This window comes from Modicisalibacter xianhensis (genome assembly GCF_900113605.1).
Lineage (GTDB): Bacteria > Pseudomonadota > Gammaproteobacteria > Pseudomonadales > Halomonadaceae > Modicisalibacter > Modicisalibacter xianhensis.
In genome coordinates this window covers 152692-168211 of record NZ_FOPY01000002.1, presented here as the reverse complement: position 1 = coordinate 168211, position 15520 = coordinate 152692, and the positions used below count along the sequence as shown (strand labels likewise).

Annotated in this window: 13 protein-coding genes; 2 read left to right on the top strand and 11 right to left on the bottom strand. The window is 60.3% G+C overall.

Going from position 1 to position 15520, the window contains the following annotated elements; translation table 11 throughout:
- Positions 1–9: 9 nt before the first annotated feature.
- The gene (locus BM194_RS02635) at positions 10–816 is read right to left on the bottom strand and encodes an SDR family NAD(P)-dependent oxidoreductase (RefSeq protein ID WP_092843359.1); all 807 of its coding nucleotides are present in this window, start codon (positions 814–816) and stop codon (positions 10–12) included.
- 480 nt (positions 817–1296) lie between these two features.
- Here BM194_RS02635 and BM194_RS02630 point away from each other — a divergent pair, with 480 nt between their 5' ends.
- Entirely contained in the window at positions 1297–2127 is an 831-nt protein-coding gene (locus BM194_RS02630) for a 3-oxoadipate:acetyl-CoA acetyltransferase (protein ID WP_092843357.1), read from the top strand.
- 146 nt (positions 2128–2273) lie between these two features.
- Here the strand turns inward: BM194_RS02630 and BM194_RS02625 are convergent, their stop codons facing one another.
- From BM194_RS02625 to BM194_RS02580, 10 genes are all read right to left on the bottom strand, one after another.
- Positions 2274–3239, bottom strand: a complete 966-nt coding sequence (locus BM194_RS02625; protein ID WP_092843355.1) for a zinc-binding metallopeptidase family protein — start codon at positions 3237–3239, stop codon at positions 2274–2276.
- 332 nt (positions 3240–3571) lie between these two features.
- Complete coding sequence (locus BM194_RS02620; RefSeq protein ID WP_244890857.1) at positions 3572–5326, bottom strand: methyl-accepting chemotaxis protein; 1755 nt, start codon at positions 5324–5326, stop codon at positions 3572–3574.
- 276 nt (positions 5327–5602) lie between these two features.
- Positions 5603–5983, bottom strand: a complete 381-nt coding sequence (locus BM194_RS02615; protein WP_092843353.1) for a hypothetical protein — start codon at positions 5981–5983, stop codon at positions 5603–5605.
- 9 nt (positions 5984–5992) lie between these two features.
- The gene (locus BM194_RS02610) at positions 5993–7324 is read right to left on the bottom strand and encodes a sulfite oxidase (RefSeq protein ID WP_092843351.1); all 1332 of its coding nucleotides are present in this window, start codon (positions 7322–7324) and stop codon (positions 5993–5995) included.
- A 385-nt stretch (positions 7325–7709) separates the two neighbouring features.
- Positions 7710–9230 (bottom strand): Na+/H+ antiporter NhaC, encoded by a 1521-nt coding sequence (nhaC, locus tag BM194_RS02605; protein WP_092843349.1) that lies wholly within the window; start codon positions 9228–9230, stop codon positions 7710–7712.
- 76 nt (positions 9231–9306) lie between these two features.
- Positions 9307–10485 carry an acetyl-CoA C-acyltransferase gene (locus BM194_RS02600; protein WP_092843347.1) on the bottom strand — a complete coding sequence of 393 codons (1179 nt, stop codon included), beginning with the start codon at positions 10483–10485 and terminating at the stop codon, positions 9307–9309.
- Positions 10485–11765 carry an ArgE/DapE family deacylase gene (locus BM194_RS02595; protein WP_092843344.1) on the bottom strand — a complete coding sequence of 427 codons (1281 nt, stop codon included), beginning with the start codon at positions 11763–11765 and terminating at the stop codon, positions 10485–10487. Before BM194_RS02595 ends, BM194_RS02600 begins: the two co-directional genes overlap by 1 nt.
- Positions 11765–12418: a 3-oxoacid CoA-transferase subunit B gene (locus BM194_RS02590; protein ID WP_092843342.1), complete on the bottom strand. Its 654-nt coding sequence runs from the start codon at positions 12416–12418 to the stop codon at positions 11765–11767. Before BM194_RS02590 ends, BM194_RS02595 begins: the two co-directional genes overlap by 1 nt.
- Entirely contained in the window at positions 12408–13109 is a 702-nt protein-coding gene (locus BM194_RS02585) for a CoA transferase subunit A (RefSeq protein ID WP_092843340.1), read from the bottom strand. Before BM194_RS02585 ends, BM194_RS02590 begins: the two co-directional genes overlap by 11 nt.
- 5 nt (positions 13110–13114) lie before the next feature.
- Positions 13115–14488: an aminotransferase family protein gene (locus BM194_RS02580; RefSeq protein ID WP_092843338.1), complete on the bottom strand. Its 1374-nt coding sequence runs from the start codon at positions 14486–14488 to the stop codon at positions 13115–13117.
- Between the two features lie 106 nt (positions 14489–14594).
- Here BM194_RS02580 and BM194_RS02575 point away from each other — a divergent pair, with 106 nt between their 5' ends.
- Positions 14595–15506, top strand: coding sequence for a LysR family transcriptional regulator (locus BM194_RS02575; RefSeq protein ID WP_092843336.1), 912 nt, complete (start codon positions 14595–14597; stop codon positions 15504–15506).
- The last annotated feature ends 14 nt before the right edge of the window (positions 15507–15520 follow it).

Here is a 15520-nt window from a genome sequence, read left to right as displayed (position 1 = left end):
CCGGTAGCCTTACTGCATGATCATGCCACCGTCGATCATCAGCAACTGGCCGGTCATGTAGTCCGACTCCGGGCTGGCCAGGAAGGAGGCCGTGCCGACCACATCTTCGGGGTAGGAATAGCGCTTCATCAGAATCATCTTTTCGGCGAGCTCGTCCATGGACTGGCCCTGCTTGTCGAACTTGCCAATACTGACCAGGTCCTTGTCGAGCTGCTCCCATAGCTCGGTACGTACGACACCGGGACCGTAGCCATTGACGGTGATGTTGTGGTCGGCCAGCGCCTTGGCGCCGCCGTTGATCATAGCCAGGACGGCGTGCTTGCTGCAGGAGTAGGGGACTACATCATCGAAGGCTTGACGGGAGAGAATGGAGCCGACATTGATGATCTTGTAGGGGCCGTTCTCCTTGCCCTGATCGATCATCTGCTTGGCGGCTTCCTGCATGCCGATCAGGCAGCCTAGCGCGTTGACGTCCATAATCTGGTGCCAGTTCTCCTCTGTAATATCCAGGAACATTAGCGGCTTGTTGATGCCAGCATTATTGACCATGACATTGAGGCTGCCGAAAGCCTCGACAGTGGCTTCAACTGCTGCCTTCATGGACTCACGCTCGGTGACATTGAGCTTGACCGCGATGGCTTTGCCGCCCTCTCTGCTGTTGATGCGCTTGGCAACTTCCTCGCACCCTTCAATGTTCAAATCGGCTACGCATACATTCGCGCCCTGTTCGGCATAGTGCTCAGCAACAGCGGCACCCATGCCGCGCGCGGCACCCGTAATCAGGCAGTTCTTTCCGTTAAGTCGAGCCTTGTCCATGAAGTCACCTCTTGGAGTTATTTATTGCTGGCACGAAGATATGTCATGCCGATACGGAGTCCAGGGGAATAGTCTGGAGTGCTTTCCCGCTTGATAAGCAAGGCAGATGTATTCTCACTCAGCTTGCTGAAACGCATTGTCAGCAGTTAAGAGGTGTAAAGGGTAGAAGGGGGCGCAAGGATTTTGACCAGATCGGATTTTTTACAGTAGAACCTGATCGGCCGCCGGAATGTTTTTTGAGAGAATTACATGCGAAGCCTCGCCGCGGCTGGGGTGGAGGCCTTTGAGCGCTAACAAGCAGGGCGTTCATCTCATTTCCCGATGACTTCTTGTCGACCGACAATATTACCGTTCGTGCTTCACGAGGCGCTGAAAAAGGCCTGTTTAGTATCTACGAAGCCTTTAACAATATCCGTTAGGCTCACGCTAAATAACAATTCAACCTGCCGCGCCAGTACCATGGCGTAAAATGAGGCCCTTATGTCTACTCCCTGTATAATCTGTGTTGCCATCACCGGAAGCCTACCGCGCAAGGAAAATAACCCTGCGGTTCCCATCACCGTAGAGGAGCAGATCGAGAGCACCCAGGCAGCCTTCGAGGCTGGTGCCTCCATCGTCCACTGCCATGTACGCAATGATGACCAGACGCCCACTTCTGACCCTGAGAAATTTGCCAAGTTAATGGAAGGGGTGAGAAAGCACTGCCCGGGAATGATTATCCAGTTATCCACTGGCGGTCGCTCCGGTGCCGGCCAGGAGCGTGGCGGCATGTTGCCGCTCATGCCCGATATGGCGAGCCTCGCGGTGGGCTCCATCAATTTTCCCAACCGAATCTACGAGAATGCGCCCCAGTTGGTGGAGTGGCTCGCTGATGAGATGTTGAAATACAACGTAAAACCCGAGATTGAGGCTTTCGACCTGTCGCATATCCATCAGGCCGTCCATCTCTCTTCGCAGGGCAAGCTCAAGCCACCTCTCTACGTACAATTCGTGATGGGTGTTAGAAACGCCATGCCGGTGGACAGGCCTACTTTTGACTTCTACATCGACACTCTCAAACGCTTGGCACCGGGCTCTCAATGGTGTGGCGCCGGCATCGGCCCTAACCAGTACCTAATAAACGAATGGTCTATTGCCTCCGGCGGCCATACCCGCACCGGCCTGGAGGACAATGTGCGCCTTGATCGCCATACTCTGGCCCCTTCCAATGCAGCCTTGGTCGAGCGCGCCGTGGCGCTATGCGAGAAATACGAGCGATCCGTGGCTACATGGCGGCAGGCTCGTGAGATGCTCGATCTCAACCCGGCCTGAGCTTTGAGCATCAACCGCTGCACCATATCCATAAACAACATTGTGGGGGAATGGGTCATGACAAGGAAAAACGCAGAAAAGCATAACCACTGTTTTGTATGTGAACCCGCAATGAAGTTGTAATCATTAAATTAGCAAGTTTGCACTCATAATCCTTTTGCTCCTCGACGAAGCCAGTCATGCACGAAGGCCAGCTTGCGACTGGAGACATCCGACAGCACGAAGGGATAGATGTCCGATAGCCCCATGGAACGATTGACGTTATTGATGCCCATGCTGAGGTCGGCTGCGACATAGATCAGGCGTGCGGCATCCGGTTCCGAATACGGGTCCCAGTTGGGATGCGGCAGTTGGGGCGAGGACAAGCCCGCGGCAACGAAGCTGTCGGCTATGTCGGTCAGGTGCAGCAAGTGAGCGGCGGTTTCGGCCCAGTCCTCGTGTGGATGGGCTGAGGCGTAGGTCGTCAGGAAATGCTGCTTCCAGTCGGCAGGCGGGCCATCATTGTAGTGGCGCTGGAGCGCAGCGCGATAGTCCACGCGCTCGTCTCCAAACATGGCACGGAAGGCATCCAGGAAATCGGCACGCAGGCTAAGCCGCCACCAGAGCATATGCGCGATCTCATGACGCATGTGGCCGATCATGGTCCGGTAGGGTTCCTCCAGGGCCTGGCGGCGCGTAGTGCGAAGAACCGGGTCAGCCTCGGCAACGCTGATGGTCACTACCCCCTCGACATGCCCCATGGGAACCGGTGTGTGCCCTTCGGCGAGCATGTGGAACACGGGGGCCACGCCGGGATCTTCCGGCCGGAACCAGTTCCAGCGGCCAAGATTATCGAGGACCCAGCGCTTGGCGGCTTCTGTCTTGGCCCAGTAGGGCATGGCATTGGGAATGGACGGATCCGGAGCAAGCGCGGTCATTGCGCAAGCACGACAGAAAGCGCCTTGTTTTGGAGCGATCCAGTTGCAGCTGATTACGTCACGGTTGCTACAAAATGGTGGCGTGGCCAGGAACGCTCTTGCCTGAGGATCGTAGGCAACCGGCGTGCCGTCGGCCGTTGCGAGATTGTCGAACCAAAGTGAACCAGAGCCGACAGGATTGGCAAAGACGCGCATATAAGGTGTCCTTGAATAAGGCCGAGCGGGAGCGAAACACCAGGAGGGGATTCCGCTTTCCGGGCGTGCGTAAGCATTCTAGTTCACAAGCGCGTCATTGCTGCGTCATTGGGCATCGAGACGGAGCTTTTAGAGCAGACTGCAGATCATCGCTTAGCGTCCAGAAGCTTCATCCCACAGGGCTCTACCGCCCATTTTCTGGATGTAATCAAGCGGATAGGTGCGCCGCATCGCCGCTTGCTCTGTATCAAAGATTTTCGGGACATCTAATATGAACCCGGTCATAACAGACCGGGTTCATTCTTATTACCTATTGTCACGCCTATCTGCTGTCAGAACGCTTCCCACTCTTCAACCTCGCTCGCCATGGTTGGCTTCGTAACCGGTAGGTTGTGCTTCGCGGCTGGAGCGGATCGGGTCGGCAATGCTGGAGCTGCTCGGTCGCTTATGCCTGTTGTGTCGTCGCCCAGCACGAACGAGTTGATCAGGCGGTTGAGTCGCTGCGCATGCTCCCGCATCTCATTGGCTGCGGAAGAGGATTGCTGAACCATGGCTGCATTCTGCTGGGTCATGGTATCCATCTCGGCCACTGCCGTATTGATCTGGCCGATGCCACTGCTTTGCTCCTTGGCGCCCGCGCTGATCTCGGCGATGACATCGGTAACTCGGGCCACACTCGCCACGATGTCATGCATGGTCTGGCCTGCCGACCTGACAAGTTCGGCCCCGGAACGGGTATGGGAGGATGAGGTGTCGATAAGCTCACGGATCTCGCGGGAAGCTTCACTCGAGCGGCTGGCCAGGGTACGGACTTCCTGAGCGACGACGGCAAACCCCCGACCATGCTCGCCGGCACGTGCAGCCTCGACTGAGGCATTCAGCGCCAGGATGTTGGTCTGGAAAGCGATCGAGTCGATCATGGTGATGATATCGCTGATTTTCGCTGCCGAGGAATTGATGTCATTCATCGTCTTCTCGACTTGGGTCATGGCCGTTTCGCCCTGACGAGCCACGTCGGCTGTCGACTGCACCAGTTGATTGGCTTGCTGGGCGGACTCTGCACTGTGGTTGACGGTCGAGGTGATCTCCTCCATTGACGCAGAGGTCTCCTGCAGGTTCGCCGCAGCTTGATCGGTACGTGACGCCAGTTCTTCACTGCTCTGGGCAATCTCGCCGGCAGCCCGATTCACGCTTCGTGTGCTGGTGCGGACTTCACGCAGGGTGTTTTGCATACGTTCGACGAAGGCATTGAACTGATGGGCCAGTTCGCCAACCTCGTCATTGCTGTCGGCATGCAGACGGCGGGTCAGGTCGCCCTTGCCCCTGGCAATGTCCTTCATGGCTTCGGCGATACGACGAATGGGTAGGATGGCCCGGCGCACAAGGAAGACAGCCACGAGGGCAACCCCGATAAACATGGCGATGCCAATCAGTACCGATGACCAGATCGATTGACGAAGTTCCTTGGCAGCCAAGGCTTCGGCATCGGCCATGGCAGCGTCGATATCGGTTACGTAAACACCGGCCCCGAGCAGCCAGCCCCATTTCTCGATGCCGGCCGCATAAGAGAATTTGGGTTCGACCTGCTTTGTACTCGGGTGCGGCCAGCCGTACTGGTAAAAACCGCCACCATTTTTGGCAATCTTGATCATGTCACGGACCAGATATTTCCCGCTGGGATCCTGCTTGTCGAGCATGGCGGTGCCTTCCAGTTGTGGCTGGTGGGGCAGGACCAGGTTGGTGCCGTCATAGTCATAGACGAAGACGTAGTTGTCGCCCTCGAACCGCAGGTTACGCAACACGTCACGAGCACGCTGTTGGGCTTCAGAATCATCGGGGCCGGCTTGCGACACGATCGGGCTGATCGCGGACATGGCTGTCTCGATCACGTTGCGCACTGAGCTTTTGCGCGCTTCGATCAACATGGCCCGCTGTTCGGCCAGGTTGGTTTGGGTGTCTTCCATGCGTTCAAGGAGTGATAAGCCGACAAGAGAGCTTGTCACCAACAGCAGTGGAACTAATGTCAGCAGGAGGATTTTAGTTTGCAGGTTGAAAGATATTCGTTTTTTGGTGGCCGTCTTCGTCACAGTAGGTAGCTCCAAGTTATTATCGTCGGGAGCTAGATATCGGCGGGCACAAGTGGGTCTATAGCTTCTTGGGGAAAGAAACTTGTCAGACCAGTGTTTCGACAGACCAAGTATCACTGAGGTGCTGGTGGCGAGTCGCGACGAACTGGTCACGTGCAAGGGTGAAGCCAGTGCAATGCTCATCTGGCGACAGACGGGCATGACCGGGCTTCCTTTAGATTCGGTAGGGCGCTCTAAGGCTGCACAGCCCTCCACGTAGGAGGGCTGCTGTTGAGTCTAGTCAGACCCGGTGACCGTGGGATAGGGGTTGTCCGGCATCAGCGTGCGAGGCAGTGCCGGACGGCGAGTATCTTCCTTGGGGCCATAATTACTGGAGAGATAATCGAGGATTGTTTCCTCCGTTTCAGCCTGGAACTCCCACAACCCTTGGGTGTCCTGCATCCAGCGAATCAGGTTTTCCCAGTGGTTGCGAGTGCCGCTGTTCTGGGTAACCAAATCGGCTGAATGGCAGGCAGTGCAGTTATTGCGTACTGTCTCCCATCCCTCAGCCTTGATCAGACCGGTGGCAGGATCTGTCTGTTGTGCCCCTGATAGCAGGGGAGTACCCAGCAAGACCACCCCCAGCATTGGCATGGCAAGCTCACCTGAAAATTTCATGGCTGCCTCCTAAACCACTTGAACCGCGATGCGGTGGCAGGCGTTGTTGAGATAGCCCTTGGGATTCCAGCCTGGTACTACCATGGGCTGAGACCTGCCTTTCGTGTCGGTCGCCCTAGCCCACACCTCGTAGTAGCCCGGCTCGGGAAACGTGACAGTGGTCGTCCAGCGCTGCCAGGCCAGGCGATTGGGTGGTGCCTTGAGGTCAGCCTTCTGCCAAGTGGTACCAAAGTCGATGGAGACATGCACCTCTTCAACCTCCAGGTCTCCGGCCCAGGCGTGACCGCGAACCGTCATGCCTTCACCCTGCGCTTGTTCGCCGCCTGAACGGGGGAAAGTCACCAGCGACTTCACTGGCATCGACTCGATGGTCACGAAGTCCTCATCGGGCACGATACTGCCCGGCGCGACCGGGTGCTTGGGGACGCTATAGGAAGGAGGCGCCATCTTGGCACCGTCGTGTTTCTGGTTACGGATCACGATCCGCTTGAGCCACTTGCCCGAAACGGAGCCCGGCCACCCGCTGCAGACGACGCGCAAGGGATAACCATTGAGGTAGGGAATATCATCGTCATTCATTGCCCATGCGATCAGCGATTCGTCTTCCAATGCCTTGGCCATGGGTACGCCGCGTGAAATGGCCTCCTTGTTCGGGTTGCCGCTAGCGTGACGGTCAGCTCCGTAATAGCCGATGTAAACCGCATCCTTCTTGATTCCGCAGGCCTCGAGCACATCTCGCAGCCGCACACCGGTGAACGTCGGGCAGGCTACCGCGCCGGTAGTCCATTGATTGCCGCTGGCCGAGGGCACGTACTCGCTGCGCCCGTTGCCACCGCATTCCACTTGAAGCTGTAATGTATGATGCTCAAAGCGTTTCTTGAGGTCGGCAATGGTAAAGGTCTGCGGATTCTTACAAGACTCGCCAGCAACCTCCAGTTCCCAGGTATCGGCATTAATGTTCTGCAGCTCTGGTGGAATACCGTTGTTGCGAACGAACATGTATTTTGCCGGGGTAATGTCGTCATCAAGCAGATGCGCTGGGGTCTCGGCATTGATGGGCCTGTCGTTGAGGACAGTCAGGCCTTCCTTGCCCTCAAGCGTAAAGGGGTCGTCACTCTGCGCCAGAGCTGCAGGAATGAGTCCGCCGGGCATACGGTCGGCGAAGGGAATGGCGCCGCCTACGGCGGCCGCCATGGCGAGCAGGCTTGAACGTTTCAAGAAGCCACGGCGGGTTAACGGATCAATCTCACGACCCCATAGCTTGCGATCTGCCGCCTCGGGATCTTCCGCATAGAGCTCATGAATGCCGCGTGTCTTGGTATCGTGGGACAGTCTTTTCATGGCTGGGCTCCTGGCAAGCTCGGCTTGCGTAACCGCAGCATCCTGCACGCGTGCCGGGCCGGTGTTGTAATTGTCTTGCCGGAGTGGTCCATCACTTCCTGCCTTACGATATTCCAGAATAGCAGGGAATCGCGAAGACAAGCTTAAGTGACATTCACCTCCCTCGTTGGTCTGGAGTCGTTTCTGAGAGTACGCCGGAATCAAGCAGGCGGACGGAACTGCGCGTCAGCCAGGCAAGCAGTTCAAGAAACTGGAACGTTATCTGGGGGACGCGCTGTTCGAGCGTAATGGCCATCGGGCCGTGCTTATCTGTGATGGCCACTACTTACAGACTACTACTGAGCAAGATCAACCATATAGTCAGGCATATTCCTGCCTTGAAACTTCAGTGATCGGCAGGAGAGCGCCATGATGTGCTTGCCATACCATGTGCTTGGTCAGCGATGCTGTTGCGAGACGGATCTCGCTGCCCGGCAGGCTGTTGATAATACGTATTGACGTCGTTGCGCTCGCCCTCTCTCCAGATGAACAGGTTACCCATGGCGTAGGCCACGGCAATCAGGGGCGTGATCAGGGCAAGGAAGGTCCAGCCCATGTAGTCCCAGGCCGATACGTCCAGCACGCCCATGTAGTAGGCGCCGCCCAGGCCCCAGGGCACGAGAGGGGATGTCACCGTGGCGGAGTCCTCGCAAGTGCGTGAGCAGACGGAAGGCAGGATCTTGAGCTTGCGATAGGCCGGTACCAGCATGCGTCCCGGAATGATGATGGCAATGTACTGGCTTGCCGAGAACAGGTTGGTAGCTAGGGAAGCCAAGACGTGAGTCACGATGAGCCCTCGCGCATTGCTCACCAGCTTGCCCAGGCTCCCGAGCAGTACCTCGAGCATGCGCGTCTTTTCCAGCAGGCCGCCGAGGCTGAGCCCGATGAACCCCAGCGAAATGGTCCACATCATTTCCTGCAGGCCACCCCGGCTTAGCAGGCTGTCCACTGGCTCGATCCCGGTCTCCGACACGTAGCCGTAGTTCATGTAGTTCATCATGTCGCCAATCCCAACCCCTTGGACGGCAACCGCCATGGCACCGCCCACCAGGCTGCCGATGACCATGACGGCCAAGGCGCTGACCCGCCGGTAAGCCAGCACCAGCACGACCAGGGGCGGAATGAAGGCGAACAGGCTGACCGAATAATTGTCCAGTATGCCTGCGCGGAGCAGGTCGGCCTGGCTGGTATCCGCCTCGCCCTGATAACCCAGCCCGAGGAAGAAGAACAGGACCGCGGTGATGATCCAGGCGGGGCCGGTGGTATAGAACATCGAGCGGATGTGGTCGAATAGGTTGGCCTCGGCGATTCCCGCTGCCAGGTTGGTGGAGTCGGAGATGGGCGAGATCTTGTCGCCGAAGATGGCCCCAGAGATGACGGCACCTGCAGTCATGGCGGGAGGAATGCCCAGGCCGCTGCCGATGCCCATGAAGGCGACACCGAACGTCGCGGCGGTGGTCCAGGAGCTGCCGGTCACCAGCGAGGCGATGGAGCACACCAGCACGGCGGTGACCAGGAAGTAGGACGGGTTGATGAGCTGCAGCCCGTAATACACGAGTGACGGTATCGTGCCCGAGGCGATCCAGCTGGCAACCAGCACGCCGACCATCATCAGAATCAGCATCGGCAACATGGCAATTTCGCAGCCATAGAGAATGCCCTTCTGGATGTCATGCCAGGTGAAGCCGGACACCAGGGCGACGATGCTGCAGACCACGATGGCGAATATCAGCGAGATGTGAGTGACCCAGTCCTCGCCCAGTAGGAATATCTGGGCGAACATCATGAAGCAAAGAAAGCCGATGCAACTTGCCGCCCCCAGCAGCGAGGGACGCGGCGCTGTGTCGTTTGTTGTTGGAGTTTGCATGCTTTTCTCCTTCAAGGAATGAACCTTGTTGTCGTTGTGTGGATGAAGCAATGGATTACGTGGTACGTGATGGCGTTCAGCATCGCTCCAGAATCAGGGCGATCCCTTGGCCGCCACCGATGCAGGCAGCGGCACAGCCGTAGCGCCCTTGCCGATGCTGAAGAATGCGGGCCAGCGTGCCGGCCAGCCGGATGCCGGTGGCTCCCAGGGGGTGTCCCAGCGCCAGTGCGCCGCCATGCATGTTGACCCGGTCCGGGTCGAGGCCCAGGGTTTGCATGGCATAGAGCGGCACGGCGCTGAAGGCCTCGTTGATTTCCCAGGCATCGATGTCCTCGGTGCGCAGGCCAGCCTTGGCAAGTACCCGTTCGATGGCCGCCGCCGCGCCGGCTCCCATGCGTTCGGGCGTCACCCCGCAGTCGGCCACCTCGACCACCCGTGCCAACGGCGAGAGGTCGTGACGCGCCATGGCGGCCTCGGCCATCACCAGCGCAGCACCGGCCCCCGAGGTCAGTGGAGAACTGTTGCCGGCCGTGACCCGGCCATCCTCGACGAAGGCCGGGGCAAGATCGGCCAGCTTCGCCAGGCTGGTGTCGGGGCGGATATTGGCGTCACGAGCCACGACGTCGCCGGCCGGGTTGGTCAGCGTCAGGCGCTCCCCCTCGAACCAGCCATCCCGCTCGGCGCGTGCGGCACGCTGGTGAGAACGCAGGGCATAGGCATCCATGGCTTCCCGGCTGATGTCGCTTTCCCGGGCCAGGCGCTCGGCGGTCAGGCCCATGTTCATGGCCACGCTCATGTCGAGCCTGCTGCTGTCCATGAGGGCCTGGGGCACCGTCAGTACGCCTTCCTGAAACAGGCTCGGGCCCATCGGCACCTGCGACATGGTCTCGAAGCCGCCGGCAATCCCAGCCTGGATGGCGCCAGCCTGGACCTCGCGGACCGTGCCGCGCAGGGCGGCCAGGCTGGAGCCGCACTGCTGGTCGATCTGACGCGAGGCGCACGCCGACCCCAGCCGGGACAGCCACAGGGGGTAGCGGCCCCCGAAACTCCACTGCTCCTTGACCGGTAGTGCGCAGCCGACGCTCAGGTCCTCGATGCTGTCGCCCGCGATATCACTGCGTGCGAGCAGGGCATCGATGACCTGGCCCAGCAAGGCATCACCACGCTGGCCTGACCAGGCGTCGACTTCCGGCTTGCGGGGATGGGCGCGAGTGAAGGCCGTGCGCGCATAGTCGACGAGATAGGCAGCGTTCATCAGGCGCTCCTCGATGTGTCGCCGCTGGCAGCCCAGCGGTGAATGAACAGGGCATAGGTGGTCAGGACCCGACGGATCGAGTCAATCTCGACGCACTCGTCCACGCCGTGAATACGCTGAGCCACCGGGCCATAGCAGGTGCCGTTGATGCCTCCCGAGACATGAAAGGCGCGCAGGTCCGTGGTGCAGGTCGAGAGGTAATGAGCGGGTGGCTCGCCGACCAGATCCTCGTGGCAGCGTGACAGCAGGCGGATACCCGAGGCCTCGAGGTCGACCAGGTGGCCTTCCGAGCGAAAGCCGTGAAACTCGACGCGCGGGGCCGGCGTACCATCGTTCAGGGTGCGATGGTGCTCGGCAACCGTCTCGCGAACGCGGTTCATGACGGTGTCGGGTGACATGCCTGGCGGGAAGCCGACCCGTCCTTCGACAATGGCATGGGCCGGAACGCTTGACGCCCAGTTGCCACCTTCGATCTTGCCGATGCTCAGGTTGAAGGGATGATCCAACACCTCGTAGGGCGCGGGGCGGGGCAAGGCGTTGATCTTTTCCTCCAGCGCCTTGAAAGCCGGCAGATAGCCCTGCAAGGTCTCGATGGCGTTGCTTCCTGCGCGGGTATCCAGCACGTGGGCCGGCACGCCGTCGATGCGCATGCGAAACCACAGCACACCGACCTGGCCACTGTAGATCTGTGCCCCGAAGGGCTCGGGGATGAGCACGAAGTCGCCACAGTACCCTTGGTGAAGACAGGCTAGCGCGCCGTTACCTGTGCACTCCTCCTCGATCACCGTCTGCAGGGTCAACGGGAAGTCGATCGCCACGCTGGCCTGACGTACCGCCTGCACGGCCATGACCATGGCGGCGATGCCGGCCTTCATGTCGCCCGCACCGCGACCATACAACCAGCCGTCCTTTTCCCAGGGCTCCCAGGGTGGGCGTGTCCACATGTCGGTGGGCTCGGCCGGTACCACGTCCAGGTGGCCGTTGAGCACCAGATGGGGTTTGGAGACGCCCGGGTTGAGCCGGCTGACCAGGTTGTAGCGCCTTTCGCTCGGCCAGGCGGCCGGTGCCCGATGGGGATGATCGGCGAAGCCCGGCGCATCGAGTCCGACGCGCTCCGCCGGCAGGTCCAGGCGCTCGAACCAGCGCTCCATGGTGGCGAGAGCCCCGTGTTCCTGACCCAGCACGCTATAGGCCTTCACCAGATCGCGGGTCAGCGTCAGGGTATCGTCCATCAGCGCCTCGCAGCAGTCGAGGATGCGCTTTTCGGTAGCGGTCAGCATCAGAACCTCCCCAGCCGGGTTTCGTCGATGATCAGCTCGGCGTCGGTGGCGGCCCGCAGCGAAGCCACGTCGAGCCCTTCGGCAATGTCCACGACTTCCAGGCCGGCCTTCGTCACCTGCATCACGGCCTTGTCGGTGATGATTCGTGAAACGCAGTGCAACGCGGTGAGGGGTAGCCGGCACTGTTTGAGAATCTTGGGATTGCCGTGCTTGTCGTTGTGCGAGCACAGCACCACCAGCTTGTCGACCTTCTGGGCAAGTTCCATGGCGCCGCCGATGCCGGGGGAGAACTTGCCGGGGATCTTCCAGTTCGCCAGGTTGCCGTGCTGATCCACCTCGAACGCCCCCATGAAGGTGATGTCGATGCGACTGCGGCGGATCATGGCGAACGACAGCGCACTGTCGAACACGCTGGCGCCGGGCCGCGTGCCGATATAGGCCCCACCCGAGTCGATCATTTCGAGATCCGGCTCGGCGCCGTGCGCCACGGGCTGGCTACCCAGCACGCCGTTTTCGGAGTGAACCAGCACGTCCATGTCCGGCGGCAGGTAATGAAACAGCCGGGTCGGCAGGCCGATGCCGAGGTTGACGATCTGGCCGGGCAGCACCTCGCGGGCGGCGCGGGCCAGGAGCCTTTCCTGATCAGACGACATGGGCGCGTCTCCCTTGTTCGCTGGTGGCCGAGTCGACCTGGACGATGTGATTGATGAAGGCACACGGCGTATGAACGGTCTCGGGGGGCAGGGTGCCGGGCGCCTCGACCCGGAAGGCCTGGGCAATGACCTTGTCGGCGGCCATGGCCATCAGCGGGTTGAAGTTGATCGCCGTACCGCGATAGACGAGGTTGCCGTAGGCATCGGCCAGGTCGGCATGCACCAGGGCAAAATCGGCCCGGATGGCCGGCTCGATGGCCCAGGTGCGTCCATCGCACTCGATTTCGCGGCGCCCCTGGGCGATCTCGGTGCCCAGGCCGATATCAGTCAGAAAACCGTAGTGGCCGGCTCCGGCGCAGCGGATCTTCTCGGCCAGCAGGCCTTGCGGATGCATCTCCACCGCCAGGTGGCCTTGGTTCATCGCCTCGATGGCCGTCCGGTTGAGCCCGATATGCGATGTGATCAGCCGGTCGATGCGGCCTGCACGGATCAGCCGGCCGATACCGATGTCCGGCTCGTTGGCGTCGTTCTTGATGACGGTCAGGTGCTTCTGGCCCTGGGCCAGAAGCTCGTCGAGCAGCGCAAAGGGCGTTCCCGGCGAGCCGAATCCGCCGACCATGATCGAGGCGCCATCGGGGATCAGCGCAATGGCCGTCTCGATGGCAGTATGCTTCTGGTTGAGACGTGTCATGAGTGTCAGCCTGTGATCGCATTGGTAGAGGAAACCGTGGCGGTATCCAGCAATGGGGCTACCACCTCCCGGTCGAGACGTTCCAGGGCGCTGGCAAGCCGCTCGAGTAGCAGCTCGGTCTCGCTCTCGCTGATGGTGAAGGGCGGGCTGATCAGAAAGTGATCGCCGGCCAGGCCGTCGAGCGTGCGACGCGGGTAGATGAGCAGGCCTTCTTCCTTGGCCAGGGCGGTCACCTTGGCAAAGAGGTTGGCCTCGGCGGGGAAGGGCGTCTTTTCGACGGGATCCATGACCAGCTCCACGCCCCACAGCAGGCCGAGACCGCGCACGTCGCCGAGCCAGGAGTAGCGGGCCTGGAGACTTTCCAGGCCGTGCTTGAGCTGCTGGCCACGGGCCGTGACGTTGTACAGCAGTCCCTCGCGGCGGATCGCCTCGATGGCGGCCAGGCCGGTGGCACAGGCCAGCGGATTGCCGGCATAGGTGTGGCCATGCTGGAAGCCGCCGTTGGCCATCACCGTCTCGACAAGCGCCTCGCGGCACAGCAGGGCGCCGACGGGGTAATAACCCGCCCCCAGTCCCTTGGCAGTGGTCAACAGATCTGGCGCCACGCCCCACTGCTGATAGGCGAACCAGTGCCCGGTGCGGCCGATGCCGCACAGCACCTCATCGAAGATCAGCAGGCAGCCGAACTCGTCGCACAGTTGGCGCAGACCTTCCAGATAGGTTTTATCGACCAGGCGGGCCCCGGTGCTGGCGCCGCCTACCGGCTCGACCACGATGGCGATGACGCTGTCGCCGCCCGCCGCCTCGATTTGCGCTCGGGTTTCATTGAGGACATGGCGGATATGGGCGCCCCGATCAGTTTGGCCGGCGCGATAGAAGTCGGGACCGGGCACCTTGATCGAGCCGGGCGTGATATCGGTGAAGGGTGCTTCCAGGGGCTGATAGCCGGTTACGCCGAGCGCACCCAGGGTGCTGCCATGATAGGACGGACGCAGCGACACGAAGTGGCGGCGCTGTGGTTCGCCTCTCGCCACGAAATACTGACGCGCCAGCTTGAGCGCAGATTCGACGGCTTCCGAGCCGCTGGAGACGAAGAACACCTTTTCCAGTTCGCCGTCGGTCATGGCAACCAGCTCATGGGCCAGCGCCACGGCCGGGGCGTTCTCGAACTGGGTGCGATAGGTGAAGGCGACCCGGTCGAGCTGGGCCAGCATGGCGTCGCGGATAGCCTCGTGACCGTGGCCGAGATTGCATGAAATGGCGCCGGAGCAGCCGTCGAGGTAGTTCTTGCCTTGTGCATCCCAGAGGAAGACGCCGTGAGCGTGGCTGACTTCCGGCATGGCGGGACCGGCCTGATAGAACAGCGGGGAAGTGGTCATCTTGTCGATCCGTTGTCGTTGTGTAAGTCGGATAGGGCTAGTCTAGGTAGCCCCGACAAGATATTTCAATATATGATGTTTTTACCGAATACGATGACTTTTAATCATGCCTGACGTCAACATACATTCGCTGAAGGCGCTCGCCATCTTCAAGACCCTGTTCGAGGCAGGCAGTGCTTCACAGGCGGCCAGAATGCTGGGTATCACGCAATCCGGGGTCAGTCGCTCGTTGTCACAGCTCGAACAGAACCTGGGACTGGCGCTTTTCCTGCGTGAAAAGAACCGCTTGGTTGCCACTCCCGAGGCACGCGAGCTCTACGAGGAAATCCTGCGCCTGATGGGCAACATCGACGAGTTGCGTCACAGTGTTCTGGCCCTGAAGGAGTTCGGCACGTCGCGCCTGAGGATCGCTGCGATTCCAGGATTGGCCTTCGGGTTCGTCCCGAGCCTGATCGCAGCCTTGCTCGAGAAGAACCGCAGTTTCAGTATCAGCTTCGACATGATGTCGAGTCACGACGTGTTGCGGGAAGTGGAGTCGGGGCATGCCGACGTGGGCTTCGTGACGCTGCCCGTGAGTTCCCGAATACTACGGATCGAGGAGTGGCTGACCACTCACGCGCTGTGCCTGGTTCCGCAGGGGCATCCGTTGAGCGATCTGCCAGAGGTCACCGTCGCCGATCTCAAGGACCAGTACCTGGTCATCAGCAACCAGCCCAATGTCGGGGCCGATCCGCTGCTCAACCTGATCGCCAGCCACGGGATTCATATTGCCGGCAAGACCGAAGCCAACATTGGCACCATCACGTCATTGGTCGCAAACCGGGCCGGAATCAGCGTGATGAACCCGATTACTGCCACCGACCAGTTGTATAAGCGGGACGAAGTGGTGATGAGGCCTTTCAGCCCCCGGATCGACTTCAGTTTTGGCCTCGTCTATCGGGAGGACTGGAAGCATGCCAAGGCGCTGGAGTTCATTCGTGCCTATGGGAAGGAACTGCTACAAGCTTATCCTGCGTAGAGTGAGCGTCAGAG